This window comes from Promicromonospora vindobonensis, assembly GCF_042685865.1.
Classification (GTDB): domain Bacteria; phylum Actinomycetota; class Actinomycetes; order Actinomycetales; family Cellulomonadaceae; genus Promicromonospora; species Promicromonospora vindobonensis.
Map to the genome: position 1 here is coordinate 1,574,535 of NZ_JBHUOG010000001.1, position 26,366 is coordinate 1,600,900.

The following is a 26,366-nucleotide window of genomic DNA, read 5'->3' on the forward strand; positions in this document are numbered from 1 at the left end:
ATCCTGCCCTACATGATGTAGGGCATCAAGGGGCCGACCCGACCTCAGGTCCGGCCGTCCCGCGGCCCGAACGCCCGCAGCGCGTCGGCGTCGCTGTTGGCCGACGTGACGTACTCCCGTGCCCATTCCTCCGCGCCGGGGTAGGTGCTCCCGGTGGCCACGGCCGCCACCGCCGCCTCGACGTCGACCGGCGTGTGCCGAAGCTCGACCTGCCCGTCGTGCAGGAGCGCCCACGACCCTCCTGCACGGCCGTACGGCATGCCGACGCTGCCGGGGTTGACGCACAGGCGCCGGTCGACGAGGCGCACGAACGGCATGTGGGTATGCCCCATGACGACGGTCCGCACGGCGGCGTCGAGCCCGCCGAGCACCTCGGCCCAGCGCTCGAGCGAGGAGTCGACGAGCACCACCTCCTCGTCGTCCCGCGGGGTGGCGTGGCAGAACACGACGCGGCCGAAGCCGCGCACCGTCAGCTCGGCCGGGTGCGGCAGGCCGGCGAGCAGGGCGACGTCGTCGGGCCGTAGCTGGGCCGCTGCCCAGGGCGCGACCGGATCCGGGATGGCCGTGCTGCCGCCGCGCGCGAGAGCGACCAGCTCGCGGTCCGCGTTCCCCCGGACCAGGAGCGCCCGCTCCCCGAGGGACCGCAGGCGGTCCAGCACCGCGACGGGCTGTGGCCCGGCGGCGTGGTCACCGGTGACGACCACGCGGTCGGCCGCGGCCACATCGGGCTCGGCGAGCACCGCCTCCAGGACGGGAAGCACCCCGTGCACGTCCGAGAGGACCGCGACCGCCCCGACCTCTGAGCTCATGGGACGACGATCGCTCCTGCGGCGCGGAGACGCCAGCGGATCCGCTGACAGCAGCACGGTGGACAGGCTGCGGAACACCACCGCACCGAGGTGTGTTGCGATGATGAAAGCGCTACCCGCGCAAGTAGACGTAAGGAAGTGTCCGATGACGTTCTTGAACTCCCTCTTCGGCCCCGGCTCCGGTTCCACGAAGACCACGATGATCGCGCCGGAGGATGCCCTCCGGGGCCGGTCCGCGCCGCTGCTGCAGGCGCCGCGCCCGCACACGGTGCTCGGCTCGTCGATCACGGGCCCGTGGGAGCCCGGTACGCGCGTGCTGTACCTGGCGATGGGCTGTTTCTGGGGCGCCGAGGAGATCTACTGGCAGGTTCCAGGCGTGGTGAGCACCGCTGTCGGCTACATGGGTGGGACCACGCCGAACCCGACGTACGAGGAGGTCTGCAGCGCGCGGACCGGCCACACGGAGACCGCGCTCGTCGCCTACGACCCGACCAAGGTCACCGAGGCGGAGCTGCTCAAGATCTTCTGGGAGCGGCACGACCCCACGCAGGGCTTCCGTCAGGGCAACGACGTGGGCACGCAGTACCGCTCGGCGATCTACTGGACGACGCCGGAGCAGGCGGAGGCCGCCAAGGAGACCGCAGCCCGCTACGCCGAGGTGCTCAGCGCCAAGGGGTACGACGCGATCACCACGGAGATCGCGCCCGCCGCCGAGGCCGGAGCGTTCTACTACGCCGAGGACTACCACCAGCAGTATCTGTCTGCCGCCAAGAACCCGAACGGCTACCGCTGCCACGCGACCACGGGCGTCCCCTTCCCTGACCCTGCCTGACCAACCCCCTGGTTGTGGGCGTGGCCGTTGCGACCACTGCTACAGGCGCGACGATCACGCCCACGACCGCGCTCCTGGCGGTGTCAGTGGGGACCCGTAGGGTCGGCCCCATGATTCGGATGCCCGCTACCGAGCTCACCGTCACCGGCGAGGACTGGTACAGCCGCGACCTGTCCGGCGAGGACCACATGGCCACGCTGTTCGCCGACGTCGACCTCACGGAGGCCACGGGGACGGGCGCCACGTTCGACTCGTGCGTGTTCCGTGGTGTGCGCTTCAACAGCGCCCACCTCACCGAGTTCGCGTTCACCTCGTGCGTCTTCGACGGGTGCGTGTTCTTCGACGCGAAGCTGGAGCGCTGCAAGCTGGTCGGCTCGCAGTTCGCCGACTGCCGGTTCGACCTGCTCAAGGTCGAGGGCGGCAACTGGTCCTTCACCGACCTGCACCGCGCCGCCCTCGCCGGCGCGCAGTTCGACGGCGTCCGGTTCCGCGAGGCCGACCTGGCCGGGATCAAGGCGAACGGCGTCGTGCTGGTCGGCTGCGACCTGTCGGGTGCGGACCTCGAGCAGGCCGACCTGACCAACGCCGACCTGCGCGGCAGCGACCTGTCGACCCTCGACCCGCTGTCGGCGAACCTCACCGGCGCGGTGGTCAGCGAAGCGCAGGCGATCCTGCTGGCCGAGACGCTCGGCCTCGTGGTCCGGCCGGACTAGCGCTCCTGGAGCGGGTCGGGACACCCGTGATATCGGTTCGAGCCGACGCCGCGCCCGGCCCTATGCTCGGGTCCGCTCGCACACGTACTGAGCACCTGTTCTAGAGGGACGAGGATCGATGAAGATCAGCCGCGACCTGACCGACTGGACCCTGACCCCGACGGGCGGACCCGTACCGGCGGACCTTGCCGGGGTCCCCGTCCCCGCGACCGTCCCGGGTACGAGCCATACCGCCCTTCTTGAACAGGGCCTCGTCCCCGATCCGTACCTCGGCACCAACGAGACCGCGCTCGCCTGGATGAAGCGCACGACCTGGCGGTACGCGACCGTGCTCGACGAGCCCCCCGCGGGACCCGACGAGCGTGTCGACCTGCTCTTCGAGGGGATCGACACGGTGTCCACCGTCGTGGTGGACACGGACGTGGAACGAGCTGGAGTCGCCAAGGGCCGTGTCGAGCTCGGCCGCACCAGGAACATGCACCGGTCCTACCGGTACGATGTGCGAGAGCTCGTCGGCACGCCCGCCAACCTCGTGGTCGACCTCGACTCAGCGCTCGAGGCCGCCGAGGCCGAGGCTGAGCGCCTCGGCACGCGCCCCATGGCCTACGACCAGCCGTTCAACATGGTCCGCAAGATGGCCTGTTCCTTCGGCTGGGACTGGGGTCCCGACCTGCAGACGGCCGGCCTGTGGAAGCCCGTCCGGGTGCAGCGCTGGCGCGTGGCGCGCCTCGCGCAGGTCACGCCGCTGGCCACCGTGTCCGACGACGGCACAGGGCTGGTCGACGTCCGCCTCGAGGTCGAGAGGTCCGGGCTGTCCGACCTCGGGCGCCTCACCGTCGACGTCTCCGTCGGCGACCGCGGCGGCAGCTCTATGGTCTCGCCCGGCTGGTCCGGCGGCGCGCTGGACATGCAGGTGGAGATACCCGACGCCGACCTGTGGTGGCCCGCCGGGCACGGCGACCAGCCGCTGTACCCGATCACGGTGACCCTCTACGAGGGCAACGGCGAGGACCGCTCCAACCCGCTGGACTCCTGGTCCGGCCGGGTCGCCTTCCGCACCGTCGAGGTGGACCGCACACCCGACGAGCACGGCACGCGCTTCACGTTCGTCATCAACGGCAAGCCGGTCTTCGCGCGCGGGGCCAACTGGATCCCCGACGACCACCTGCTGACCCGCATCACGCGCGAGCGCCTCGAACAGCGCGTCGACCAGGCGCTGGGCGCGAACCTCAACCTGCTGCGGGTATGGGGCGGCGGCATCTACGAGTCGGACGACTTCTACGACGTCTGCGACGAGCGGGGCGTCATGGTCTGGCAGGACGTCCTGCTGGCGTGCGCCGCCTACCCGGAGGAGGACCCGCACTGGGCCGAGCTCGAGGCGGAGGTGCGGGAGAACGCCGCCCGCCTGGCACCGCACCCGTCGCTCGTGCTGTGGAACGGCGGCAACGAGAACATCTGGGGGCACGAGGACTGGGGCTGGAAGGAGCCGCTCGGCGATCTCACGTGGGGCGCCGGCTACTACTACGAGCTCTTCCCGAAGGTCCTGGCCGAGGTGGACCCGACCCGGCCGTACGCGGACGGCTCTCCCTACTCCCCTGGCCTCACGCCCGAGGAGATGCACCCCAACGACCCGAACCACGGCACGCACCACCAGTGGGCCGTCTGGAACCAGGTCGACTACACGCACTACCGCGACGACGTGCCGCGGTTCCCGTCGGAGTTCGGCTTCCAGGGCCCGGCGGCCTGGGCGACGATGCGGCGCGCGATCCTGCCCGACGGCGATACCGCACCACAGGATTTCAAGGAGTCCGAGGTCTTTCTGCTGCACCAGAAGGCCACCGACGGCAACGGCAAGCTCGACCGCGGCCTCGCCCCGCACCTGGACGTCCCCGACGACTTCACCGACTGGCACTGGGCCACGCAGCTGAACCAGGCGCGTGCGATCCAGTACGCCCTCGAGCACTACCGGTCGTGGTGGCCGCGCACTGCCGGGGCGATCGTGTGGCAGCTCAACGACTGCTGGCCGGTGACCTCCTGGGCCGCCGTCGACGGCGACGGCCGGCGCAAGCCGCTCTGGTACGCCATGAAGCACGCGTTCGCCGACCGGATCGTGACGGTCCAGCCGAGGGGCGCCGACCTGGTCGCGGCCCTCGTGAACGACACGGACGAGCCGTGGACGGGGCAGGTCGAGGCAGCCCGGACCACCCTCCGGGGTGCGGTGCTCGCGACGTCGGACGCGGCTGCCGGGGCGGTGACCGTCGCGCCACGGTCGGTGACCCTCGTCCCGCTGACCGGTGACCTGGCCGCGGTCTCCGAGCCGACGCGCGAGGTGCTCGTGGTGACCCTCGGGGAGGTGCGGGGGATCCACCGGTGGGCGGAGAGCAAGGATCTCGTGCTCGATCCGGCCCCGGTACGGACCACGGTGACGGCGGAGGACGGCGGCTACCGCGTGGACGTGACCGCGACGTCGCTGGCGCTGGGTGTGACGCTGCTCGCCGACCGCCTCGACCCGGACGCACAGGTGGACGAGCAGGTCATCGACCTTCCGGCGGGCACGACGGCGGTGTTCCACGTGAGCAGCAGCGGCCTCGACCAGGAGGCGCTGGTCTCCCGGCCGGTGCTGCGCACCGAGAACGATCTGGTCCGCACGGCGGGCTAGGGTCAGGCCGATCCGATGTCAGCGACCGCGCATACGGTGTGGTCCAGGGGGCGAAGGGAACCACATGAACGGGCTCGTCGAGGAAGCTGGCTGGTCAGTACTGCGCCGTGACGGCGTTGCGGTCGTCGTGGTGCATCCCGAGCGGGGTCTGCCGCTCGTGCTGCACTGGGGCCAGGACCTGGGCGATCTCTCGCCCGCCGACCTGCAGGGCCTCGATGCGGCGACCAGTAGGCAGACCGCCCCGGGCACTCTCGATGCAGCCTGGCGTCCGTCGATGCTGCCGCAGGAGTCGGACGGGTGGGCCGGCCGCCCGGGACTGCTCGTGGTGTCGGACGGCATCCCCCTCTATCCCCGCTGGACCGCTGCCCCGGCGGAGCGCGGCGCGGCCGACCTGCTGGTCACCGCCCGGGACGCGGACCTGGGGCTCACGCTGCGGTCGCACCTCGAGATCGGTGTGGGCGGCCTGGTGCTCCTGCGGCACGAGCTCACCAACGACGGCCCGGCCGCGGTGGACGTCCACTGGCTCGAGGCCACGCTGCCCGTGCCGCGGTCGGCGGACCACCTCACCCAGTTCAGCGGCCGCTGGTCCCGCGAGAAGGTTCCGGTCACCACGGCCATGCCCGGCGGCAGCACCGCCCGCCAGACCCGGCGCGGGCGCTCGGGACACGACGCGCCCTGGGTGACCGCCGCGTCGTCGGGCGCGCCGCGCAGCCGGACCGGCGAGGTGTGGGCCACCCACCTGGGGTGGAGCGCCGACGTCACGCACCGGGTGGACCATCTCACCGAGCACGCGACGCTGCTCGGCGCCGGCGAGCTGGTGCGGCCGGGCGAGATCCGGCTGGCCCCCGGCGAGACCTATCGCGCGCCGGTCGCGTACTTCGCGTGGTCGCCGGCGGGCCTGGACGGTGTCTCGGACCGGTTCCACACCTGGCTGCGGGCCCGCCCGCAGCACGTGACGAGCCCCCGGCCGCTGGTGCTGAACACGTGGGAAGCCGTGTACTTCGACCACTCCCCGGCCAAGCTGGAGCGCCTCGCACGGCGGGCCGCCGCCGTCGGCGTGGAGCGCTTCGTGCTGGACGACGGCTGGTTCCACTCCCGGCGTGACGACACCACCGGCCTGGGCGACTGGGTGGTGGACCACGACGTCTGGCCGGACGGCCTTGACCCGCTGGCCGGGCTGGTGCATGAGCTGGGGATGCAGTTCGGTCTGTGGTTCGAGCCGGAGATGGTGAACCTCGACTCCGACCTCGCGCGCGCCCACCCGGAGTGGATCCTGTCGAACCCTGCGGCGATCCCGTCGCCGGACGGCCTCTCGTTCCGCACGCAGTACGTGCTGGATCTCGCGAACAGCGAGGCGTGGGAGTACCTGCGCGCCCAGATCTCCGCGCTGGTGACCCAGCTGGGCATCGACTTCATCAAGTGGGACCACAACCGCGATCTCAGCGAACCGGTCCACGTCGGCACCGACGGTGTGGCCCGACCAGGCACCCATGCGCAGACCCGGGCCGCGTACGCGCTGATCGCGCGGCTCAAGGCCGACCATCCCGGGCTGGAGATCGAGTCGTGCTCCTCGGGCGGCGCCCGGAGCGACCTGGGGATCCTGGAGGTCACCGACCGCGTGTGGGCGTCGGACTCCAACGATCCGCTGGAGCGCCAGGACATCCAGCGATGGACGTCGCTGGTGCTGCCGCCCGAGCTGGTGGGGGCACACGTCGGCCCGTCGCCGGCGCACTCGTCAGGGCGCACCACCGATCTCACGTTCCGGGTGGCCACGGCCCTGCAGGGTCATGCAGGGTTCGAGTGGGACCTGCTGACCTGCACAGACGAGGAACTGGTCGCCGTCTCGGCGTACGCAACGCTCTACAAGGAGCTCCGGTCGCTGGTGCACACCGGCACCGTCGTGCACGCCGACACGGTGGACCCGGCACTGCGGGTCACGGGCTTCGTCGCCCCCGACCGCACGGCCGGGATGTGGACCGTCGCGACCGTGGCGTCGCCCCAGGACGCGCTGACCGAACGCGTGCGGCTCGACGGGCTGGACCCGGCCAGGCGATACAGCGTGCGGGTCCGCGACGAGGTCGGGTCCGCGAAGTGGATGGGCGGGATCACCCCGGGCTGGTTGGGCAAGGACCCGACGGACATCCCTGGTTCGGTGCTGACCGGCGTAGGGCTACAGCTTCCGACGCTGTGGCCGATGCAGGCGTTGATCATCCAGGTGACGGCCACCGACCAGCCGGAGTAGACCCGGCCGGGGGAATACCAGCAACGACCAGGGCGAGCAGGTGCCGGAGTTCGGTACCTGCTCGCCCTGGTTCGGTGTGAGCTTTGGCCCGGACGGATGCCCGGCCCAAGTACCGACTTCATAGCGGTGCCATTTGCAGGGCTCTGGCCCAGGGAAAGGGGAATGCGGCGCCGCCACTTGTGACGCTAGGTCCGCGACACGGTACGAAAGCGGGCGGGCGTCCGGCCGATCCACTGTCGTTTCGAACCGAAGTCCGACAACACAGGGGACCGACCGGACGCCCGCCCTACTGAGCGACGCGGTACGCCGGGATCAGCTACCGAGAACGCCCTTGCGACGCAGCACGATCAGAGTCACGCCACCGCCCACGAGGGCCAGCGCAATGAGGGTGAAGCCGATGACGGTGCTGGCACCGGTCGCGGCGAGCGCACCAGGCGCCTCGGCAGCGGCCGAGGGAGAAGGCGTGGCGTCGTCCTCGGCCGGAGCCGCGGACCCGTCGGCCGGCTCGGTGACCTCCGTGGTCGGCTCGTCGGTCGTCTCTTCGCCCGGCGTGGTCGGCTCGTCCGTGGGCTCCTCGCCCGGCGTGGTCGGCTCGTCCGTGGGCTCCTCGCCCGGCGTGGTCGGCTCGTCCGTAGGCTCCTCGCCCGGCGTGGTCGGCTCGTCCGTAGGCTCGTCCGTCGGCCCCTCGGTGGGCTCTTCGGTCGGCTCCTGGCTCGGCACTGTGGGTGCATCCGTGTAGACGAGTGCGTAGTGGCTGACGTCCCGGCCACCGCCCCAAGGGTAGGTGATGGTCACCGACGCGGTGGGCTCGTCCAGCTCGACGAAGTACGCGCCCCCCTCACCCTCACCCTGCTTCTCCGAACCCGCCTTGACGCAGTAGCCGGAGATGAGCTGGCCCGCGGGAGCCTCGACCTTGACCTCGTCGACGTTGTCGTTCACATCGATCTTGCCGGAGTCGTAGCCCTCGCAGACCTGCACCCCGTCGAGGTAGTCCGCGTTGTCGGGCGACACGGGCGTAGCGAACGCTGCTGCCGGGGTGGCCATGAGGCCGGCGACGAGGAGCGCGGAGGCTCCCAAGACGGTCATCTTGCGCACTGAGCGCTCCTTCGAGACGGGGGTAGTTTCCGTGCCCACATTCGGCACGCCTCCCGGAGCGTAGCGATAATGTCGCAGATCGCCAATATGCCGTTATCTCACCGAAATACCTTACATGGGCTTGTAACTCCCACTACTTCCCTTTGCCCTTTTTCTTCCCTTTCGGGACCGGTCGCGCACCCTTGCCTCGCTGCACGCCCCCGCGTCCGCCCGCCTTGGCACCGCCACGTCTCTCCCCGGCGCGTCCCGCGGCGGCGGTCGACGCGCCCTTCGCCGCTTTTTTCACCCCGGATCGTGCCGTCTTGCCGTCGGAGCCACTGCCCTGTGCCCCTGCCTGGACGGGCCGCGTGGACGGACCGCCCCGACCGCGGGAGCTGTTCACCGTGCGGCCACGGACGATCCCGATGAGCTCCTCGACGAGGTCCGTCGTGCGGTCGGTGGGCCAGACCAGCCCGACGGGCGCCGTCGGTCCGTCCTGGAGCATGCGGTAGGTCACGTCCTTGCGGCGGTGCAGCCGCGCGAGCGACAGCGGCAGGACCGCCACCCCCACGTTCGCCGCGACGGTCGCGACCGCATCGGCGGTGGTCGGGACCTGGTCCAGCGGGTTCCCCTCGGGGTCCGTCGGCACCACGCCGAGGACCGGGTGCGCTGCGAAGAGCACGTCGTCGGCGGGGACCCACACGGGGTCCTCTGCGATGTCGGCGGTGGACACGGTCTCCTCGTCGGCGAGGGCTGCGAGCAGGTGGTCCCGCGAGAAGCAGACCACCGACGTCTCCTCGTAGAGCGGGATCGCGGAGAACACGTCCTTGTCCACGGGGAGCCGGCCGATCGCGGCGTCGGCCTCCCCCGCCTCGAGCGCGCCGGCGACGGCTGACGTCTCGAGCTGCACCAGCTCGAGGGGCACGTCGGGCAGCCGCTCGCGCCACACGCTCGCCCACTTGCTCGGCGTCGCGCCGGGCACATAGGCAAGACGGAACGACTCAGGGGGCTCAGGGTGGCTCACACCCCCAGGTTACGGGGCCCGCCAGGCCCTGCCCCCCGCTCAGGCACCCGCGGGAGAAGCACGGCGCAGCATGGCCACGAACGGCAGCGTCGCCAGGACGCCGACCAGGACGACCACCAGACCCACGACCGGCCCTGGCGCGGCGGATCGCGCGAAGACCTCGGCGGCCGAAGCGAGCGCAGCGTCCACCGCGTACCGGCCCGGCCCGGCGAACGCGAGCACCCCCGCCACCGCCGCGAGCACGAACGGGTACTCCCCGCCGCCTGCTACGTTCCAGAACGCGCCGCTCGCGTGCCGCATCGTGAGGCCCGCCGTCGCCATGGTGCCGAACGCGACGAGCGCCCCGAGCGGCGTCAGGAACCCGAGCCCCAGCAGTGCGGCCGCCGCCAGCTCGCACGTGCCTGCCATCCCGACCATGACCCGGCCCGGCCGCAGCCCGAGCGACTCGAAGACGCCGGCTTGCTTCCGCAGGCCGTTGCCGCCGAACCAGCCGAACAGCTTCTGGGTCGCGTGGGCAAACAGGATCGCCGCGATGACGAGCCGTAGGAGCAGCAGTCCGATGTCCATGTGCCTCTCTCCTCGGTCAGCCGGGGCCTACCGCCCCGCGTACCGGTGCGTCAGACGGCGACGCTGGGGTAGTCCTTGCCGAGCCAGTGCGACAGCCGTGCGCCGAACTCACGCTGGAAGGAGAGCGGGCCGTCCCGCTCCGTGTACTCCTCGTCGTACAGGGCGATGAAGAGCGTCAGGTTGAGGAAGAAGTGGGCTCCGTGCTCGAACAGCCAGACGTAGTCGTGGTTGATCAGCGCCTCGCGCTCCTCGTCGGTGAGGTCGAAGCACGTGGTGTCCTCCGCGTCGTTGAGCCTGCGGCCCACCTCCTGCTCCCAGAGCTCGACCGCGCGCGCCGGGTCCTCCTTGTACAGCTTCACCCAGGCCGGGTCCCTGTCGATCGTGTACAGGAACTTGTTCACGTAGTACTTGCTCATACGATCGCTCCAGCCTCGTCGACCGCCGGCTCGACCGCAGCCCCCGGGGCGACGGGCTCGCCCAGCACCTGTGCGGCGGTCATGGCCCCGGCCACCCCGCCGGACACGTCGGCGGCCCGGCGGGCGGCGTCGGACTGCTGGGGAGTCTGGTTCGGGTTCCAGGTGATGTACATCTCGCGGGTGTGGAACAGGTCGAGCTGGTCCGTGTAGGCGGCCTCGACACCGGGCCCCGCGATCCCCGCCATGAGCAGCAGGTCCATGAAACCCGCCGTGGCGTTGCCTGCGCCGGCCAGCGACTCGTGCGTGACGTTCTCGAGGATCGCGTCGACGTTGCCGGTGGACAGCCACTCGATGGCGTCGGCGTCGAACTGCGCGTCCGGCCCGTGCTCACCGAACTGGCGCGGCCCGCCCAGCTCGAGCGAAAGATGCCCCGTGCCGATCGCTGCGACCCTCAGGTCGCTGGGGAAGGCATCGATGACCTCGCGAATCGCCCGCCCGAGCTGATAGAAACGCCGGGGCGACGGCATGGGCGGCGCGAAGATGTTGGTGTAGATCGGGACCACCGGCAGATCGGCGTCCGGCCGGACCGTGATGATCGGGCAGATGATCGAGTGGTCGATCTTGAGCTCGTGGCTGAACGCCATGTCGAAGTCCCGGTCCATGAGCCCCTGCAGCATGTACCCCGAGAGCTCCTCGTGGCCCTGCAGCAGATAGGTCGGCAGCCCGAACTCACGGATCTCGTTGTAGAAGGTCGCGTCGTAGCGTGGCGCCTTGCCGATCAGGAACTGCGGGTAGCCGTCGAGGAAGAACTGATGGAAATGGTCGGCGCCCACCATGACGAGCACGTCGGGCTCCGCGGCCGTGAGGGTCGAGCGGTAGGCCTCGACCTTGCGCTGCCAGTCGGCTGCGAACGGCGGCCGGTCCTCCGGGGGCGACGTCGTCGCCTTGTAGTAAAAGGGGTGGTGGGTGCTGGCGAGCACCGCGGTGAGCTGGGCCATCGCTTCTCCTTCGAAGGACGGTGGGCTACTTCTGCTGGTCAGGGTCGGGCTCGACGTACCGGGTGTTGCGGTCGACGGACAGGAAGATGTCGTTCGCCACGGGCATCCGGCGTTCCTCGGCGATCTGGCCGAGCAGCCCGGCGGTGCGGGCGAGCAGCGCGAACCCGCGCAGCAGGTCGACGGGCAGCCCCAGGTCGGCGAGGACCGCGCCGCAGGCACCCGCGGCGTTCAGCGGCAGCCGCCGCCCGATCGCTTGCTCGGACACCCGCCCGACGGCCGCGAACAGCCGCAGGTGCGGGCCCGTGACGCCTCCCTCGTCGGCGATCGCGTACAGCTTCGGCGTGCGCGGGTCGCCGTCCTTGTGCACGTGGTGGCCGAGGCCGGGCACGTGTCCGCCCCCTGCCCGACGACGCCGGACCGCCTCGAGCGCCAGCGCGTCCCACTCCTTGTCGGTCCCGGGCAGGCTGTCGCCGTCGATCCCCGCGAGCGTGTCGGCGAGGAACCGCCCGGTGTCCTCGGTGACGCCGAGGAACCTCGACCCGCCGCCCAGGAGGCCCGCCGCGATGGCGCCCTGCAGGGAGTCGGGTGCGCCGAGGTAGGTGAGCCGGGCGGCGAGCGCCGTCGGGGTGAACCCGTGGTCCGCGAGGGCGACGAGCACAGCCTCGAAGGCGCGCAGCTCCCCCGGGGCGGGTCGACGCATCGCCACCAGCCAGAACGCGAGCTCGCCGAACGACACCTCACCCATCAGGTCCTCGGCGAGGTCCTGGCCGAGCAGCCGGATCTGGTCCGGGGTCGAGGCCCCCAGCGAGGTGGGGTACCCGTCGGTCATCGGGTCGCCTCCCCGGCGTCGGCCTCGGCGACCGCCGCGTCCAGCCTGCCGCTGCCGCGCAGCCAGGCCCGCACCTGGTCGGTGTGCTCGCCCAGCTCAGGGGGCGGCAGGTCGTAGGCGGGCTCGGTGCCGGAGAACGTGAGCGGATGCCGCACCCCTGGCACGGCCCGGTCCCCGTGCCCCACCTGGACCACGGGGGACAGTCCGATCTGCTGCGCGAACTCGACGCCCTGCGCGACGGTGTTGATGGGCCCGCAGGGCACGCCGGCCGCGTTGAGCTCGCCGAACCATTCGGTGGCGGGCCGGGTGCGCAACCGGTCGACCAGCAGCGGGCGCAGCTCCTCGCGCCGCTCGGTACGGTCGCCGACGTCGGCGAACCGCTCGTCGGTGCCGACCTCCGGGATGCCGAGCACCTCGCACAGCCGCCGGAACTGGGTGTTGTTCCCCGCTGCGACGATCAGGTCGTCGTCCGCCGTGGGGAGTGCCTCGTACGGAAACAGGCTGGGGTGCGCGTTGCCCATGCGCGACGGCGTGACACCGCCGCCCACGTACGCCATGGTCTGGTTGACCAGGCCGCTCAGCGCGGACGCCATCAGGTTGGCCTCCACGTGCTGGCCCGTGCCGGTGCGGTCACGGTCGCGCAGGGCGGCCAGGACACCTATGGCGGTGTGCAGCCCCGCCATCACGTCGAACACACTGATCCCGGCCCGGAACGGCGGGCCGTCCGGGTCGCCGGTCAGGCTCATCAGCCCGGACATGGCCTGGACGATGAGGTCGTAGCCCGGGAGGTGTGCGCCGTCCCCCGCGCCGAAGCCGGTGATCGAAGCGTAGACCACCCCGGGGTTGCGCGCCGCGACCGCCGCGTGGTCGAGGCCGAACTTGCGCAGCGAGCCGGGCTTGAAGTTCTCGATCAGCACGTCCGCGCGGGCGGCGAGCTCCTGGGCGTCGGCCCGGTCGGCGTCGTCGCGCAGGTCGAGCACTATCGAGCGCTTGTTCCGGTTGATCGACGCGTAGTAGGTGGAGACGCCGTCGGGCCGCGTCGGAGGGACCCAGGTGCGGGTGTCGTCCCCGGACGGGGCCTCGACCTTGATGACGGTCGCGCCGAGGTCGGCCAGCAGCATGGTGGCGTACGGGCCGGCGAGCACCCGGGAGAAGTCGGCGACGAGCAGGCCGTCGAGCGGACGGGCCGTCATGCGGGGGCCGGTTCGCCGGGCCGGCCGGGCGTCTCTTCGGTGAGCACGCGGCCACCTTCCCTCCGTCGGGCCGACCCGCCGTCGGGCCGGACGCATGTCCGTCGGGAACCACGCTGGCGTAGCACCGCCAGGGTGTCAAGAGCTTCGCGGACATTCGTCCGCCTGACGGTCACGATGGGACGGTGACGCCCTTCGCCGACGGATCGGGTGTCTGCGCCGGCGCACTGGCCGCCGCCGCCCGCGGCCGGGACTGCCACAGTGCCCAGTCGGCGCTGACGTCTCCCACCACGCGCAGCAGCACGGGCAGGTGGTCCGCGAGCAGCCGCTCCGTCGACGTCTCGGCGGCATGCACGTTGATGTTCATCGCCGCGCGGACCACGCCGTCCTGGTCGCGCACCGGCGCGGCGATCGACCGGATGCCCGGCGCGAGCTCCTCGTCGGCGAGCGCCCAGCCGCGAGCGCGCACCTGGATCAGCTCGGCACGCAGGTCGTCCGGCCCTGCCGCCCGGTACGGGACCAGGCCGGAGCGGCTGGGCTGCGCCAGTGCTTCGTCGAGAGTCGCGGGCGGTAGCGCCGCGAGCAGAACCTTGCCCTGAGAGGTGGCCGCAGCCGGGAAGCGGGTGCCGATCTGGACCCGCAGCGCCACGATCTTCGGCACCGCCACCCTGCCGACGTAGACGATGTCCGAGCCGTCGAGCTGCGTGAGCGACGACGACTCGCCGGTCCGACGGACCAGCGCCTCCAGGTGCGGCCGGGCCACGTCCCAGAGACCCTGCGCAGCCACGTACGCGAGGCCGAGGCGGAGCACCCGGGGCGTCAGCTCGTATCCACCGCGCACGCTCCGGACCATGCCGACCTCCTCGAGCGTCAGCAGCATGCGACGCGCGGTGGGCCGGGCCAGGCCTGCGGCCGTCGCGACGTCGGCCAGCGCCATGACCGGGCGCGACGGCGTGAAGCACCGCAGCACGTCGAGCCCGCGGGCCAGCGCCTCCACGAAGTCGGATCCCGCGCCCCGTCCGGACATCCACCATGCCTTTCTCTGCGCTCGACCTCACCCTTGACACAGTCTGCACCACGCCGGGACACTCAGAACGGACAGTTGTCCGGGAAGCGGACGCGCAGCGTGGCGCACGAGCCGCCCGGTCGGCGAGAGAACCTGCGACGACGGAGGATCCGATGAGTTCCGAGACCCCGAGCACCCTGCCGGACGACGGCCGTCCCGTGGTGCTGCGCGGCGGCACCGTCCTGACCATGGACGATGCGCACACGACCTACGAGACGGGCGACGTCCTCGTCGTCGGGCAGCGGATCGAGGCCGTCGGGCCGCACCTGGAGGTGCCGGAGGGCACCACGGAGATCGACGCGAGCGGCGGCATCGTGATGCCAGGCATGATCGACACCCACCGTCACCTGTGGCAGACGGCGATGCGCGGCTACGGCGCGGACTGGGCCCTGACGCAGTACTTCGTCTGGTACTACCTGGAGCACGGCACGACCTTCCGGCCCGACGACGTGGCAGCGGGCAACCTGCTGGGTGGCGTCGAGGCCCTCGACGCGGGCGTCACCACGACGGTCGACTGGTCGCACGGGCTGCGCACGCTCGACCACGCCGAGGCGGCCGTCGACGCGCTGGAGGCGGTGCCCGGCCGGTTCGTGCTCGCGTACGGCAACATCTTCGCAGGCCCCTGGGAATGGTAGGCCGACCCGGCGTTCGCCGACTTCGTGTCCCGCCGCCTGCGCGGCAGCGACCTGCTCGGCTTCCAGATGGCGTTCGACGTCACCGGCGACCCGGCGTTCCCCGAGAAGGCGGCGTTCGAGGTCGCTCGCGAGCTCGACGCCCCGGTGACCACGCACGCGGGCGTGTGGGGCGCCACGAACGACGACGGCATCCGGCTCATGCACGAGCACGGCTTCATGACCGAGAAGAACGTCTACGTGCACGCGGCCACGCTCAACCACGACTCGTACCACCGGATCGCGGCCACCGGCGGGTCCGTGTCGATCTCCAGCGAGTCCGAGTCCAGCTGCGGCCAGGGCTACCCGCCGAGCTGGGCCCTGCGGTCCCACGACCTGCCCGTCTCGCTGTCGATGGACACCAGCGTGTGGTGGAGCGGCGACCTGTTCTCCGCGATGCGGGCCACGCTCGCCGCGGACCGGGCACGCGAGCACCTGGAGGCCCACGCGGCGGGCGACACGGTCACCAACCTCGCGCTTCGTGCGGAGCAGGTGGTCGACTGGGCCACGCGCGGCGGCGCCCGGGCGCTCGGCATGGACCACCTGGTCGGCAGCCTCGAGCCGGGGAAGAAGGCCGACGTGGTACTGGTCAAGAACGACCGGTCACCCGTGATGTTCCCGATCCTCAACCCGTACGGACACATCGCCTTCCAGGCCCAGCGTGGTGACGTGCACACCGTCCTGGTGGACGGCCGGGTCGTCAAGCACGAGCACCGACTGGTCGGGGACGGGTTGGACAGGGCGCGCGCCGCCGTCGGCCGGACGGTCGACCATCTGCGCGAGACCCTCGGCGAGGAGGCGTGGAAGGCCGGGATGAACCCGGAGATCCCGCCGACCAAGATCCTCGACAACCCGTACATGTACACCGAGTACCGCAGCGCGGCGACGCACAGCGGCTCGGACGAGGGCTGAGGGTACTGTCGGGAGATGGCGACTGACGTACGGGGACCCGACTTCATCGAGTCCCTGTCCAGGGGCCTCGACGTGCTCTGCGTGTTCTCCGCCGAACGGCCCGTCCTGACGCTCAGCGAGGTGGCGCAGGCGGCCGGCCTCGCGCGGCCCACGGCCCGCCGTCTGCTCCTCACGCTCACCGAGCTCGGCTACGCCCGGGCCGACGACGGCCGCTACGCCCTGACTCCCCGCGTCCTGGAGCTGGGCATGGCGTACGTGGGCGCACTCGGACTGTGGGACCTGGCGCGCCCGCACCTCGAGGAGCTCGTGTCCGTGACCGGCGAGTCGTCATCGATGTCGCAGCTCGACGGGTCGGACATCGTCTACGTGGCACGGGTGGCCGTGCCGAAGCTCATCACGCTGCGGGTGCAGGTCGGCACGCGCTTCCCCGCCACGCGCACCTCGCAGGGCAAGGTGCTGCTCGCCGACCTCGACCCGGACGAGGTGCGTCAGGTCCTCGCGGTCGCGTCCCGATCGGGGCTGCCGGAGGTACCGTCGTCCGCCGGGACCGCCGGGACCGCCGGGACCGCCGGGACCGCCGGGACCGCCGGGACCGCCGGGACCGCCGGCGAGCGGGCGAACGGACTCGCTGACGGGCTCGCCGCTGAGCTCGCGGACGTGCGCGCTCAGGGCTTCGCCGTGGCCGACGAGGATCTGGCCCCCGGGGTCCGGTCGGTCGCTGTGCCGGTGCGCGACGCCTCCGGGCGGGCGATCGCCGCCATGAACGTGACGGTGCACGCCGCCGAGACCAGCCTCGACGTGCTGCTGCGCGAGCACCTGCCCCGGCTGCGAGAGGCCGCCGAGCTCGTGGAGGCTGACTGGGCACTCTGGCAGTCCCGGCCTATCGCGGAGATCGCATAGCACCGAGAGCTGGCCTTCGGGCCGGCTGTGCGGCTGGCCTTCGGCTGACCTGGTCCCGGCTCCGGTGGTCCCGGCTGACCTGGTCCCGGCTCCCCTGCTGACCCGGTCCCGGCTCCGGTGGTCTCCCCCAACGCCACCGGTTGCCGGCGCCCCACCGCCGACTGCAGAGTTCGGCGCGCCACCGTTCGCCAACTGCAGACTTCGTCGCTGTTCCGGGGCCAGCAACCGCGACGAAGTCTGCACTGGCACTCGTGTGCTGCAACCAGGTCTGCACTCGACCCGCGTCGTCAGTCCAGGTGCACGACCGGGCCGATGCTGCCACCCGGCACCCAGCCCAGCGGGTGGAGCCGTTCGGCGACCTGGCCGCCGATGTCGCCGTCGGCGCTGTCCCTGGGCGCGGGGAACCGCAGGACGATCACGCGGTCGGTGCCCACCAGGCCGTTCTGACGTGTCGCGTCGTCCGCGAGCATGCCGTTGCCGGAGTGGAACTCCCGCCCGTCGACCTCGAGAACGACGTAACGCCCGTCGGGCAGGATCCACGCGAAGTCGACCCTGCCGAGGAACGTGCCGCCCAGCCTGAAGACGATCTGCTGACCGTCGGGCGGCACCCCGTGGTCGATGAGCGACAACCGCGTGAACGTCTCCGACGGCGAGGCGTCCCGACCAGGTACGAGCTCGAGCCACGCCCGCACCGCGACAACCCCACGCCGCCCGCGGATCAGCGACCGGATCCGTCCGAGGTCCGCCAAGCAGATGCGGTCCTCGCGCAGGGCGTCGCAGATCGCCGCCACAGCATGGTCGCGGGGCAGCGTCAGCAGCCCCTGGGCCAGCGCGTGCACGAGCTCCGCCACGTCACGCCCGTGACGCTGCACGACCGGGAAGGTCCCGTACCGACGGAGCACGGTTCCAGGCCGTACCCCCGCGTCCATCCATGTCGGCCGCGAGACCTCCGGGGCCAGCTCCGACGGCAGCCCGCCCACTCCGAGGAGGGCCAGCGCGCACCCGCCGGTCGCCGCGCCGTCCGGGTAGGCAAGGAGCCCGATCCACGCGGCCCGACGGCGGACGTGGTCGTGATAGTCGGCGCAGATCCGGTCCCGGACGGGGACCGGGTTGGTGTCGTAGACCCCGCGGGTGATCCGCACCCAGGCTCCTGCACGAACCAGCCGCAGCACCGCATGCTTGCTGATCCCCGCCTCGGCGCACTGCGTGATGCTCACCAGCTCTTCCTGGCACGCTGCCAGAGTCGAGAGCTCTGCGGGGATGGTCTCGGTGTTCCTCACCCACAGATCACAACGCGATCGAGGCCGGTCGTGGAGCCCCCGACAGCGCGCCTGTGGACGACGAAGGCCTGTGGAAGCACTCCAACCCTTGCACCGCCGTAGACCGGGTCTGTTCACGTCTCGGAAATCCTGCCCGTCGAGGCCGGTTCGCCACTGCCGCGCCGTCAGAAGGCATTCCCCACGGAGCAGTCGTGACCCTCGACGGGAACTGCCGTGACGGTGATCGACCGGAACGGCCCGCGGCGGTGAATCGACGGGAAGAGCCCGTGGCGGCGATCCCACACCGGCCGGGCACGCGACTGCAGACTTTGTCGCGGCCCTCGCTGCCGAGTGCAGAGTTCGTCGCTGATGGAGTAGCCGCCACCGCAACAATGTCTGCAGTCACCGGATGGCACCGCAACCAACTCTGCACTCGGCGCTGGCCTGCCCCGCCACCACCCGGCCCGGCCACCACCCGGACCCTGCAGCACCAACCACCCGAACCGCGCCACCCGAACCGCCCGGACTCCGGCACCCAGCCCACACCGCCCGGACTCCGGCCCCCAAGCCTCACCACCCAGCCCCTGCACCACCACCCACCCCCGCAACCCCACCCGGCCACCCCACCTCGGCCCGCAACACACGTCCCAACCTCACAGCCTCCCGCGACCCGTCAGCGGGAAGCCTGTGCCATGGCCCCAGTAGGCTGGGCACATGAGTTCCTCCTTCGCCTCGCAGCGGTTCAAGCCGTCCAACGCCGCCAAGCGACTCGGCGTCTACCTGCCTGCCACGCCGCAGGAGTTCCAGGACTCGCCGATCACGCGTGCCGAGCTCGAGGAGCTGGAGACCAACCCGCCCGAGTGGCTGGCCGACCTGCGCCGCAACGGCCCGCACCCGCGGCCGGTCGTGGCGGGACGCCTCGGTATCTCGATCGCCGGCCTGGCTCGCGGCGGCATCACCGACCCGCTGACCACCGAGCAGATCAACGAGCTGCGTGACGACCCGCCGGAGTGGCTGACCCAGGAGCGCGAGGTCGCCGCCCAGGTGCGCGCCGAGGAGGAGCGCGTCGAGGAGGCCCGCAAGGCAGCGGAGAAGAAGGCCCGCTCCGCGCGGTGAGCCCCGAGGCCGACGCCGTCCTGGCCGAGCTCCTCCCCTACCCCGAGGACGGCTCGCGCGCCGACGGCCCCGTCGCCGTCGACGCCACCGACCGGTTGCTCCTCGACGAGGCCGCCCCGCTGATCGCGAGCGATCCCGAGCGTGTGGTCGTGATCGGCGACCGGTTCGGCGCCCTCACCCTGGGGGCGCTGGCGCTGGGCGCCCGCCACGTCGACGTCTACCAGGACGCGATCACTGCAGAGGCCGCACTCTCCGCCAACTCCGCACGAGCGTCCCGGACCCTGTGGGCCGGGCACCGACGGACCGTCGAGAGCGCCCCCGTCCCGCACGAACCGGACCAGATCGGTATCACCGGGCACGACCAGCTCGGACGCGGACTGCTCGCGGGTGCGCGGCTGGTACTGCTCCAGCTGCCGACGTCGCTTGCGGAGCTGACCGAGATCACCGAGCACGTGGCCCGGCACACCGACCCGGCGGTGACGCTCCTCGCCGGCGGCCGGGTCAAGCACATGACCCACGGAATGAACGACGTGCTCGGCGCCTCGTTCGGGCAGGTCAGCGCGTCGCTCGCCCGACAGAAGTCGCGCCTGCTGATCGCGCGCGAGCCGCGGTCCGACGTCGGGCCGCTCACCTATCCCGTCACCGCCCGGCTCACCGACCGCGAGATCCTGGACGCCATCGGCGCCCCGGAAGAAGCGCCGGACGCCGGGCTGACCGTCGTCGCTCACGGGGCCGCCTTCGCCGGCGCCACGCTCGACGGCGGTACGCGCTTCCTGCTGGCGCAGGCCCACCGCTGGCCCGACCTGTCGGGCGCCGAGCCCCTCCCGACGCCCCCTGCGTACCGCCCGGACTACGCGGACGGCCGACCCATCGCGGTCGACCTCGGCTGCGGCACCGGCATCCTCGCCACCGTCCTGGCGCTACGGTTCCCCGGCGCCCACGTGATCGCGACGGACCGGAGCACTGCCGCCTGCGCCTCGACGAGGGCGACGCTCGCCGCGAACGGCGTCCGGGCCGCCGTCGTGCGGGGTGACGCCGGCGACCTGCTCCCCGTCCCCGACGGCTGGGCGGACCTCGTGCTGCTCAACCCACCCTTCCACGACCGTGCCGCCGTGAACACCGACGCCGCGCACCGCATGTTCGCCGCGGCGGGCAAGGTCCTGCGCGACGGCGGCGAGCTGTGGACCGTGTTCAACACGGCCCTGCGCTACCGCCGCGCGCTGGAGCGGGCTGTCGGCCCGACGGAGCATGTGGCCCAGAACCCGAGGTTCACCGTGACCCGGAGTCTGCGGAAAGTACTTACAGATGAGTCAGTAACGGGCGGTTAGCCTGGCTGGGCGCTCACCCGGGCGCATCCGCACCGGCAGCACGCCCGGTCTTGGCCGGCCTGCCCCGAGCTCGAAGGATCTGTCGATGAGGACACTCCGGACCACCCTGCGCGGCGCCGCCGTCGCGGCCGTCGCGGCATCGCTCGCCGCAGGAGCCGCGGTCACCGCATTACCGGCCTCCGCCGCCCCGACCGCCATGAACGAGGGCAGAACCATGGCGAAGGCCGCCACGACACAGGCAGACCAGGACACGGCGTCGAAGACCGACAAGCCGAAGACCAAGAAGCCGAAGGTGAAGAAGTCGAAGAAGGCAGCGGCCGACCCGGACTTCGGCGCCAACGTCACGTTCATCGACCAGACGTGGTCGACCGACCAGATCAACGCCCTCCTCGACTCGGTGAACGACGAGGAGGAGATGAGCCAGGACCGGCACCAGGTGTTCTTCGAGCCCGGCACGTACGGCAGCGCCGCCGGCCAGGACGACCCGGCCACGGCTACCGGCATCGTCAACCAGACCGTCGGCTACTACGAGTCGATCTCCGGCCTCGGCGCGCAGCCGGGCGACGTGCAGATCAACGGTGCCCTGCACGTGGAGCCGATCGTCGGCTGCCCGGAGCGGCCCTGGGAGTGTGCGGCCCCCGGATCCCTGAACAACTTCTGGCGGTCCATGTCCAACATGGCCATCAACCCGATCCAGCGGCCCGTCGGCGACGACGCCGCGCTGCCGTTCCCGGCGGGAGTGACCGACCCCCACCAGATGCGCTGGGCCGTCTCGCAGGCCGCGCCGATGCGCCGTATGGACATCCAGGGCAGCCTGACGGTCTTCGGCCGGTACGGCGAGTTCGCCTCCGGCGGCTACCTCGCGAACTCCCGCGTGGCCGGCACCATCGCCACCGGATCGCAGCAGCAGTGGTTCACGCGCAACAGCCAGGTGGGCACGTGGGACGGCGGCGTCTGGAACATGGTGTTCTCCGGCGTCCAGGGCGCCCCGGCCACCGACTTCGGGCAGGATCTCGGCAACGGCGCGAAGGGTGTCAAGACGACGGTCGACAACACGCCGCTGAGCCGCGAGGCCCCGTTCCTGTACCGGAGCGACAACGGCGAGCTCGCCGTCTTCGTCCCGAACGCGAAGACCGGCAGCAGCGGTACCGACTGGTCCACGTCCGCCGGGTCGGGCACGTCCATCGGCATGAGCGACTTCTACGTGGCCCGCGAGGACGTCGACGACGCCGCGTCGATCAACGCCGCCCTGGCCGACGGCAAGAACCTCATCCTCACGCCGGGCGTCTACGAGCTCGATGCCGCGCTGCGGGTCGACCGCGCCGACACCGTCGTGCTCGGCCTCGGCTACGCCTCCCTCACCCCGACGGCGGGCAACGGCGTGCTGGAGATCGGTGACGTCGCAGGCGTCAAGATCGCGGGCATCACCGCCGATGCGAACGTGCCGGAGTCGGCGACCCTGATCCAGGTCGGCCCGGAGGGTGCGAGCGTCTCCGACCCGGCCAACCCCACCACGCTCACGGACGTGTTCGTCCGGGTGGGTGGCCCCTGGGAGGGCAAGGCCGTCACGTCGATCGAGGTGAACAGCAACAACACCCTGCTCGACCACATCTGGGCGTGGCGCGCGGACCACGGCCACGGCGTGTCGTGGGACGGCAACACGGGTGCGCACGGCGTGATCGTGAACGGGGACGACGTCACGGCCACCGGCCTGTTCGTCGAGCACTACCAGGAGCAGCAGACGATCTGGAACGGTGAGCGCGGCCGTACGGTCTTCTACCAGAGCGAGATCCCGTACGACCCGCCGTCGCAGGCCGCCTTCATGGACGGGGACCGCCTCGGCTACGCGTCCTACCGGGTCGCTGACCACGTGACCAGCCACGAGGCGACCGGCCTCGGCGTCTACTCCTTCTTCAACCAGGGGCAGGACATCCGCGTCGAGTCCGGGATCCAGGCGCCGCGCACCGCCGGTGTGACGTTCCGGTCCATGACCAGCGTCTTCCTCAACGGCTCCGGTGGGATCAACCACGTCATCAACGACACGGGTGCTCCCGCGGTCGGCTCCTTCGCCTCCCCGCAGGTGATCGCCTACCCGTAACCAGCTGAGTGCGGGGTATGTGGTGGCCGGCACATACCCCGCACTCTGCTATTCGGTCACTGGACTCGGGTCACTGGACTCCGACGATGTCCACAACGAAGACCAGCGTGTCCCCACCGGCGATGCCGGCCTGCGGCACGCCGCGCGCACCGTAGCCGTGCTCCGGCGGGATCGAGAGCATCAGGCGCGAGCCGACGTTCTGGCCCACCATGCCCTTGTCCCAGCCACCGATGACGGCGCCGACGCCGATCGGGAAGTCGATGGTGGTGCCGCGGTCGTACGAGTTGTCGAAGACGTGGCCGCCCCAGGTCTGGCCCAGGTAGTTCACCACGATGGTGCGCCCGGACTCGACGACCGGGCCGTTGCCCTCGGAGAGCACCTGCACCTGCAGGCCGGCGGGCGCGCCGCCCTCGGGGAACGTCAGCTCCGGCTTGTCACCGAAGGCGCCGGAGGCGGTAGGAAGCGTGGTCACGAGGATTGCCTCTCGATCGGGAGGGCACCGAGCAGTCCCGGCGCCGTTACCCGCCCACCCTATGCGGCCACCACGGCTGCCCGCGAAGCGGCGGCCGTCTGCCGCAGCGCCTCCAGGGCCGCTACGACCGGCGGTGTGTGCGCCACCGCTTCCTGCACCACGGCGTAGATCGAGCGCACTGGGGTGGGGCGCACCACGGGCACCGCGACCGTGGCGCCCGGCAGGTGGACGGCGCCGAGCTCCGGCAGCACCGTCATGCCGATCCCCGCCTCCACGAACGCCACGGCCGTCGCGTAGTCGTGTGCCTCGACGTGGAACGTAGGGCTGAATCCTGCCGCGGTGCACGCCTCGAGGAGGTTGCGCCGGCACCAGCCACGCGCGAAGTCGTTGTCGACCCAGGACTCGTCGGCGAGCTCGGCGAGCTCGATCTCGTCCCGGCCGGCGAACCGGTGACCCCGCGGCAGGACGGCGACGTACGGGTCGTCGATCAGGTGGTGCGCGGTGAAGCCGCTCCCGGCCTCGAAACCCGCCTGCGCCACGCAGATCTGCAGGTCGGCCCGGTCCTCGGTCTTGTCAGGGATGTGCTCGGCCAGCTCCAGGTCGAGGCGGACGCCGGGGAACTGCGTGGTGACCGCGCGTACGACGTCGGGCAGCCAGGCCGAGCCCACCGACGCGAAGTAGGCGATCGAGAGCGAACCGGTGCGGCCCGCGCGCAGGTCGGCGACCATGGACTCCGCCTCACCGAGCCGTTCGAGCACGCCGTCGGCCTGGGCGGCCAGGGCGTGCCCAGCGGCGGTGGGGCGGACGCCGCGACCGTGTCGCGCCAGGAGCTTGAGCCCGGTCTCCCGCTGGAGCGCCGAGACGTGCTGGCTGACGGCGGACGGCGTGTAGCCGAGGTTCGCCGCTGCCGCACCGATGGACCCGGAGGCGACGACGGAACGGAAGACGCGAAGACGGTGGACGTCGAGCATGACCCGATAGTACAGCGCGACTGAATCCAGATGAAGAAACAATCGCTGGTGCTTCACGGTGGTCGAGGGCCACTATCGCACCATGACGAACACCACGGCCGACGACCGCCAGACGCCGCCCCACCTGTCGGGCAAGGTTTCGGACATGCCCAGCACCACCACGACGACCCCGCCCGGCGCACCCGCCCCGCCCGTCGCGCACCGCCTCCTCGTCCCGGCGGCCGCCGCGGTGACCGTCGTGCTCTGGGGCTCCGCGTTCATCGGCATCCGGTCGGCCGGGTTCGACTACTCGCCGGGCGCCCTCGCCCTGGGCCGGATCCTCGTGGGCACCATCACGCTGACCGTCATGGCCGCCCTGGCCCGCAAGCTACGGCTGCCGCGGGGCCGGACCCTGGCGGGGGTCATCGTCTGGGGCGTGCTCTGGTTCGGGCTGTACAACCTCGCCCTGAACGCGGCAGAGCGCACCCTCGACGCGGGCACCGCCTCCCTGCTGGTCGGGCTCGCGCCCATCCTCATCGCCGTGTTCGCTGGAATCTCGCTCGGTGAGGGCTTCCCCGCCCGGCTCCTGGTCGGCATCGGCATCGCCTTCGCCGGCGTCGCCGGGATCGCGCTGGCCACGTCGAGCGGCGCCTCCAGCGGGGTCAGCGTCGTCCTGGGCCTCGCGGCAGCCGTCGTCTACGCGGGCAGCACGATCCTGCAGAAGCGGCTGCTGCCCCAGGTCGACTCCCTCACCATGACCTGGCTGGGCTGCCTCGCAGGCACCGTCGCGTGCCTCCCGTTCACCCCGGTGCTCCTGGACGAGCTCGCCGTCGCGCCGACGTCGGCCACGCTGAGCGTGATCTACCTGGGCGTGTTCCCCACCGCCATCGCGTTCGCCACCTGGGGCTTCGCCCTCACCCGCACGACGGCGGGCCGGCTCGGCGCCGCGACCTACGCTGCGGCGCCGCTCGCGGTGCTCATGTCCTGGGCGCTGCTGGGCGAGGTCCCCACCCCGGTCGCCCTGATCGGCGGCACCCTGTGCCTTGCGGGCGTCCTCGTGGCGACGCTGCGGCTCCGCTGAGGCCGTTGGTGCACCGATAAACCACGTAGGATTGCGCTCGAGATGAGCGCCCGATGACAGCACCGAGAACGCCGCAGAAGCCGCGCGGCAGCGGCCGCCCGACCATCAGCGACGTGGCAGCGCTCGCCGGGGTCTCACCCGGCGCGGTCTCGAAGGTCTTCAACGGCACCGGCCGTATCTCGGAGGCGACGTCGGAGCGCATCCGCGAGGCCGCACGAAAGCTCAACTGGCGCCCCAACGCCGCCGCGATCGCCCTGCGCACGGCCCGCGCACAGGCCATCGGCCTGGTGCTGACCAGCGACTCCAAGGTACCCGGCGTCGGCGCGGGCAACATGGACTTCATCTCGGGGATCGAGTCGGTGCTCAGCCCGCGCGAGTACGGGCTGCTGCTGAACGTCTTCATCACCGGGCAGCACGAGGAGGACCACTTCTACCGCACGCTCGCGGAGCGCCAGCGGATGGACGGCATCATCCTCACCAACTCCATGGTGGGCGACACCCGGCCCGAGCTCGTGTCCCGGCTCGGGCTGCCGGCGGTGCTCGTCGGCGCCCCGTGGAAGCCCGGCGCCATCGAGTACGTCGACGCCGACCCGCCGAGCGCCGGGATCGCGGAGACCGTGGACCACCTCGTCGCGCTGGGGCACGAGCACATCGCGTTCATCAGCGGGCCGAAGGACTTCGTGCTGCCGGTGCTGCGCCGCGAGGCGTTCGTGCAGCGCCTCGCGGACCACGGCCGGCAGCCGCACACCGTCATCGCCGTCGAGTACTCCCCGACCCGGGCCGCCGAGGAGACCACCAGGCTGCTCGCGGGCGCCGTGCGCCCGACGGCCATCCTGTACGGCACCGACACCATGGCGATCGCCGGGATGCGCACCCTTCAGGCGGCCGGTCTACGCGTGCCGGACGACATCTCCGTCGTCGGCTTCGAGGGCCTCGCCCTGGGCGAGTGGGTCGACCCTCCGCTGACGACCGTCCAGCGGTTCGCCTTCCAGCGTGGCCGTGCGGCCGCGGCCAAGGTGCTGACGCTGCTCGGCGAGACCGTGGACGAGCCGGTCCCCCTGGAGCGGCCCACCCTGATGGTCCGCGGCTCGACGGCCCCGCCCCCGGCCACCGCCGGCTGACGGTCCGCGCTGCGAGCGGGTCCCGGGGAGCCGAGCTCG

The 26,366-nt window shown here is 71.7% G+C and carries 24 protein-coding genes; 12 read left to right on the forward strand and 12 right to left on the reverse strand.

Annotation, left to right across the window (positions count from 1 at the left end; genetic code table 11):
- Positions 1-44: 44 nt before the first annotated feature.
- Positions 45-809, reverse strand: coding sequence for a metallophosphoesterase family protein (locus ACFS27_RS07130; protein ID WP_377181386.1), 765 nt, complete (start codon positions 807-809; stop codon positions 45-47).
- Between the two features lie 145 nt (positions 810-954).
- Between ACFS27_RS07130 and msrA the strand changes: the two genes are divergently transcribed.
- The 4 genes from msrA (at position 955) to ACFS27_RS07150 (ending at position 7,255) form a co-directional block, all read left to right on the forward strand.
- On the forward strand, positions 955-1,641 hold the full coding sequence (msrA, locus tag ACFS27_RS07135; protein ID WP_377181388.1) for a peptide-methionine (S)-S-oxide reductase MsrA: 687 nt from the start codon (positions 955-957) through the stop codon (positions 1,639-1,641).
- A 110-nt stretch (positions 1,642-1,751) separates the two neighbouring features.
- Positions 1,752-2,354, forward strand: coding sequence for a pentapeptide repeat-containing protein (locus ACFS27_RS07140; protein ID WP_377181390.1), 603 nt, complete (start codon positions 1,752-1,754; stop codon positions 2,352-2,354).
- A 118-nt stretch (positions 2,355-2,472) separates the two neighbouring features.
- Complete coding sequence (locus ACFS27_RS07145; protein ID WP_377181392.1) at positions 2,473-5,013, forward strand: glycoside hydrolase family 2 protein; 2,541 nt, start codon at positions 2,473-2,475, stop codon at positions 5,011-5,013.
- A 64-nt stretch (positions 5,014-5,077) separates the two neighbouring features.
- Positions 5,078-7,255: an alpha-galactosidase gene (locus ACFS27_RS07150; RefSeq protein WP_377181394.1), complete on the forward strand. Its 2,178-nt coding sequence runs from the start codon at positions 5,078-5,080 to the stop codon at positions 7,253-7,255.
- Between the two features lie 312 nt (positions 7,256-7,567).
- Here the strand turns inward: ACFS27_RS07150 and ACFS27_RS07155 are convergent, their stop codons facing one another.
- The 8 genes from ACFS27_RS07155 to ACFS27_RS07190 form a co-directional block, all read right to left on the reverse strand.
- Positions 7,568-8,350, reverse strand: a complete 783-nt coding sequence (locus ACFS27_RS07155) for a hypothetical protein (RefSeq protein ID WP_377181396.1) — start codon at positions 8,348-8,350, stop codon at positions 7,568-7,570.
- A 133-nt stretch (positions 8,351-8,483) separates the two neighbouring features.
- Entirely contained in the window at positions 8,484-9,353 is an 870-nt protein-coding gene (locus ACFS27_RS07160; RefSeq protein WP_377181398.1) for a LysR substrate-binding domain-containing protein, read from the reverse strand.
- Between the two features lie 39 nt (positions 9,354-9,392).
- Positions 9,393-9,920 carry a DoxX family protein gene (locus ACFS27_RS07165; protein WP_377181400.1) on the reverse strand — a complete coding sequence of 176 codons (528 nt, stop codon included), beginning with the start codon at positions 9,918-9,920 and terminating at the stop codon, positions 9,393-9,395.
- Positions 9,921-9,970: 50 nt separating this feature from the next.
- Entirely contained in the window at positions 9,971-10,336 is a 366-nt protein-coding gene (locus ACFS27_RS07170) for a hypothetical protein (protein WP_377181402.1), read from the reverse strand.
- Entirely contained in the window at positions 10,333-11,334 is a 1,002-nt protein-coding gene (locus ACFS27_RS07175) for a DODA-type extradiol aromatic ring-opening family dioxygenase (protein WP_377181404.1), read from the reverse strand. The genes ACFS27_RS07170 and ACFS27_RS07175 overlap by 4 nt, the downstream gene beginning before the upstream one ends.
- Before the next feature lie 25 nt (positions 11,335-11,359).
- Positions 11,360-12,163: a citryl-CoA lyase gene (locus ACFS27_RS07180; RefSeq protein WP_377181406.1), complete on the reverse strand. Its 804-nt coding sequence runs from the start codon at positions 12,161-12,163 to the stop codon at positions 11,360-11,362.
- A complete protein-coding gene (locus ACFS27_RS07185) occupies positions 12,160-13,356 on the reverse strand; it encodes a CaiB/BaiF CoA transferase family protein (RefSeq protein WP_377181408.1) in 1,197 nt (398 codons plus the stop codon). The genes ACFS27_RS07180 and ACFS27_RS07185 overlap by 4 nt, the downstream gene beginning before the upstream one ends.
- Positions 13,357-13,525: 169 nt before the next feature.
- Positions 13,526-14,380 carry an IclR family transcriptional regulator domain-containing protein gene (locus ACFS27_RS07190; protein WP_377181410.1) on the reverse strand — a complete coding sequence of 285 codons (855 nt, stop codon included), beginning with the start codon at positions 14,378-14,380 and terminating at the stop codon, positions 13,526-13,528.
- 152 nt (positions 14,381-14,532) lie between these two features.
- Here ACFS27_RS07190 and ACFS27_RS07195 point away from each other — a divergent pair, with 152 nt between their 5' ends.
- The 3 genes from ACFS27_RS07195 to ACFS27_RS07205 are packed head-to-tail and all read left to right on the forward strand — an operon-like array spanning position 14,533 to position 16,902.
- A complete protein-coding gene (locus ACFS27_RS07195) occupies positions 14,533-15,054 on the forward strand; it encodes an amidohydrolase family protein (RefSeq protein WP_377181412.1) in 522 nt (173 codons plus the stop codon).
- 24 nt (positions 15,055-15,078) lie between these two features.
- Positions 15,079-16,002: an amidohydrolase family protein gene (locus ACFS27_RS07200; RefSeq protein WP_377181414.1), complete on the forward strand. Its 924-nt coding sequence runs from the start codon at positions 15,079-15,081 to the stop codon at positions 16,000-16,002.
- A 15-nt stretch (positions 16,003-16,017) separates the two neighbouring features.
- Positions 16,018-16,902: an IclR family transcriptional regulator domain-containing protein gene (locus tag ACFS27_RS07205; protein ID WP_377181416.1), complete on the forward strand. Its 885-nt coding sequence runs from the start codon at positions 16,018-16,020 to the stop codon at positions 16,900-16,902.
- A 287-nt stretch (positions 16,903-17,189) separates the two neighbouring features.
- Here the strand turns inward: ACFS27_RS07205 and ACFS27_RS07210 are convergent, their stop codons facing one another.
- Positions 17,190-18,182, reverse strand: a complete 993-nt coding sequence (locus tag ACFS27_RS07210; RefSeq protein ID WP_377181418.1) for a type IV toxin-antitoxin system AbiEi family antitoxin domain-containing protein — start codon at positions 18,180-18,182, stop codon at positions 17,190-17,192.
- A gap of 693 nt (positions 18,183-18,875) precedes the next feature.
- Here ACFS27_RS07210 and ACFS27_RS07215 point away from each other — a divergent pair.
- The 3 genes from ACFS27_RS07215 to ACFS27_RS07225 all read left to right on the forward strand — a co-directional run bounded on the left by ACFS27_RS07215 (position 18,876) and on the right by ACFS27_RS07225 (position 22,703).
- Complete coding sequence (locus ACFS27_RS07215) at positions 18,876-19,277, forward strand: DUF5997 family protein (protein WP_377181420.1); 402 nt, start codon at positions 18,876-18,878, stop codon at positions 19,275-19,277.
- A complete protein-coding gene (locus ACFS27_RS07220) occupies positions 19,274-20,605 on the forward strand; it encodes a class I SAM-dependent methyltransferase (RefSeq protein WP_377181423.1) in 1,332 nt (443 codons plus the stop codon). The genes ACFS27_RS07215 and ACFS27_RS07220 overlap by 4 nt, the downstream gene beginning before the upstream one ends.
- A gap of 85 nt (positions 20,606-20,690) precedes the next feature.
- Positions 20,691-22,703 (forward strand): adenylyl cyclase, encoded by a 2,013-nt coding sequence (locus ACFS27_RS07225; protein WP_377181425.1) that lies wholly within the window; start codon positions 20,691-20,693, stop codon positions 22,701-22,703.
- Between the two features lie 70 nt (positions 22,704-22,773).
- Here the strand turns inward: ACFS27_RS07225 and ACFS27_RS07230 are convergent, their stop codons facing one another.
- The gene (locus tag ACFS27_RS07230; protein WP_377181427.1) at positions 22,774-23,175 is read right to left on the reverse strand and encodes an FKBP-type peptidyl-prolyl cis-trans isomerase; all 402 of its coding nucleotides are present in this window, start codon (positions 23,173-23,175) and stop codon (positions 22,774-22,776) included.
- Positions 23,176-23,234: 59 nt separating this feature from the next.
- Positions 23,235-24,146 carry a LysR family transcriptional regulator gene (locus tag ACFS27_RS07235; RefSeq protein ID WP_377181429.1) on the reverse strand — a complete coding sequence of 304 codons (912 nt, stop codon included), beginning with the start codon at positions 24,144-24,146 and terminating at the stop codon, positions 23,235-23,237.
- A gap of 82 nt (positions 24,147-24,228) precedes the next feature.
- On the opposite strand from ACFS27_RS07235, the gene ACFS27_RS07240 reads away from it, so the two are divergent.
- Positions 24,229-25,206, forward strand: coding sequence for a DMT family transporter (locus ACFS27_RS07240; RefSeq protein WP_377181431.1), 978 nt, complete (start codon positions 24,229-24,231; stop codon positions 25,204-25,206).
- 53 nt (positions 25,207-25,259) lie between these two features.
- Positions 25,260-26,327: a LacI family DNA-binding transcriptional regulator gene (locus ACFS27_RS07245; RefSeq protein WP_377181433.1), complete on the forward strand. Its 1,068-nt coding sequence runs from the start codon at positions 25,260-25,262 to the stop codon at positions 26,325-26,327.
- The last annotated feature ends 39 nt before the right edge of the window (positions 26,328-26,366 follow it).

What these genes read in the sequence shown, in the direction of transcription:
- ACFS27_RS07130 (WP_377181386.1), bottom strand. Translation starts at nt 809, where the DNA reads ATGAGCTCAGAGGTCGGGGCGGTCGCGGTCCTCTCGGACGTGCACGGG.
- msrA (WP_377181388.1), top strand. Translation starts at nt 955, where the DNA reads ATGACGTTCTTGAACTCCCTCTTCGGCCCCGGCTCCGGTTCCACGAAG.
- ACFS27_RS07140 (WP_377181390.1), top strand. Translation starts at nt 1,752, where the DNA reads ATGATTCGGATGCCCGCTACCGAGCTCACCGTCACCGGCGAGGACTGG.
- ACFS27_RS07145 (WP_377181392.1), top strand. Translation starts at nt 2,473, where the DNA reads ATGAAGATCAGCCGCGACCTGACCGACTGGACCCTGACCCCGACGGGC.
- ACFS27_RS07150 (WP_377181394.1), top strand. Translation starts at nt 5,078, where the DNA reads ATGAACGGGCTCGTCGAGGAAGCTGGCTGGTCAGTACTGCGCCGTGAC.
- ACFS27_RS07165 (WP_377181400.1), bottom strand. Translation starts at nt 9,920, where the DNA reads ATGGACATCGGACTGCTGCTCCTACGGCTCGTCATCGCGGCGATCCTG.
- ACFS27_RS07170 (WP_377181402.1), bottom strand. Translation starts at nt 10,336, where the DNA reads ATGAGCAAGTACTACGTGAACAAGTTCCTGTACACGATCGACAGGGAC.
- ACFS27_RS07175 (WP_377181404.1), bottom strand. Translation starts at nt 11,334, where the DNA reads ATGGCCCAGCTCACCGCGGTGCTCGCCAGCACCCACCACCCCTTTTAC.
- ACFS27_RS07180 (WP_377181406.1), bottom strand. Translation starts at nt 12,163, where the DNA reads ATGACCGACGGGTACCCCACCTCGCTGGGGGCCTCGACCCCGGACCAG.
- ACFS27_RS07185 (WP_377181408.1), bottom strand. Translation starts at nt 13,356, where the DNA reads ATGACGGCCCGTCCGCTCGACGGCCTGCTCGTCGCCGACTTCTCCCGG.
- ACFS27_RS07190 (WP_377181410.1), bottom strand. Translation starts at nt 14,380, where the DNA reads ATGTCCGGACGGGGCGCGGGATCCGACTTCGTGGAGGCGCTGGCCCGC.
- ACFS27_RS07195 (WP_377181412.1), top strand. Translation starts at nt 14,533, where the DNA reads ATGAGTTCCGAGACCCCGAGCACCCTGCCGGACGACGGCCGTCCCGTG.
- ACFS27_RS07205 (WP_377181416.1), top strand. Translation starts at nt 16,018, where the DNA reads ATGGCGACTGACGTACGGGGACCCGACTTCATCGAGTCCCTGTCCAGG.
- ACFS27_RS07215 (WP_377181420.1), top strand. Translation starts at nt 18,876, where the DNA reads ATGAGTTCCTCCTTCGCCTCGCAGCGGTTCAAGCCGTCCAACGCCGCC.
- ACFS27_RS07225 (WP_377181425.1), top strand. Translation starts at nt 20,691, where the DNA reads ATGAGGACACTCCGGACCACCCTGCGCGGCGCCGCCGTCGCGGCCGTC.
- ACFS27_RS07235 (WP_377181429.1), bottom strand. Translation starts at nt 24,146, where the DNA reads ATGCTCGACGTCCACCGTCTTCGCGTCTTCCGTTCCGTCGTCGCCTCC.
- ACFS27_RS07240 (WP_377181431.1), top strand. Translation starts at nt 24,229, where the DNA reads ATGACGAACACCACGGCCGACGACCGCCAGACGCCGCCCCACCTGTCG.
- ACFS27_RS07245 (WP_377181433.1), top strand. Translation starts at nt 25,260, where the DNA reads ATGACAGCACCGAGAACGCCGCAGAAGCCGCGCGGCAGCGGCCGCCCG.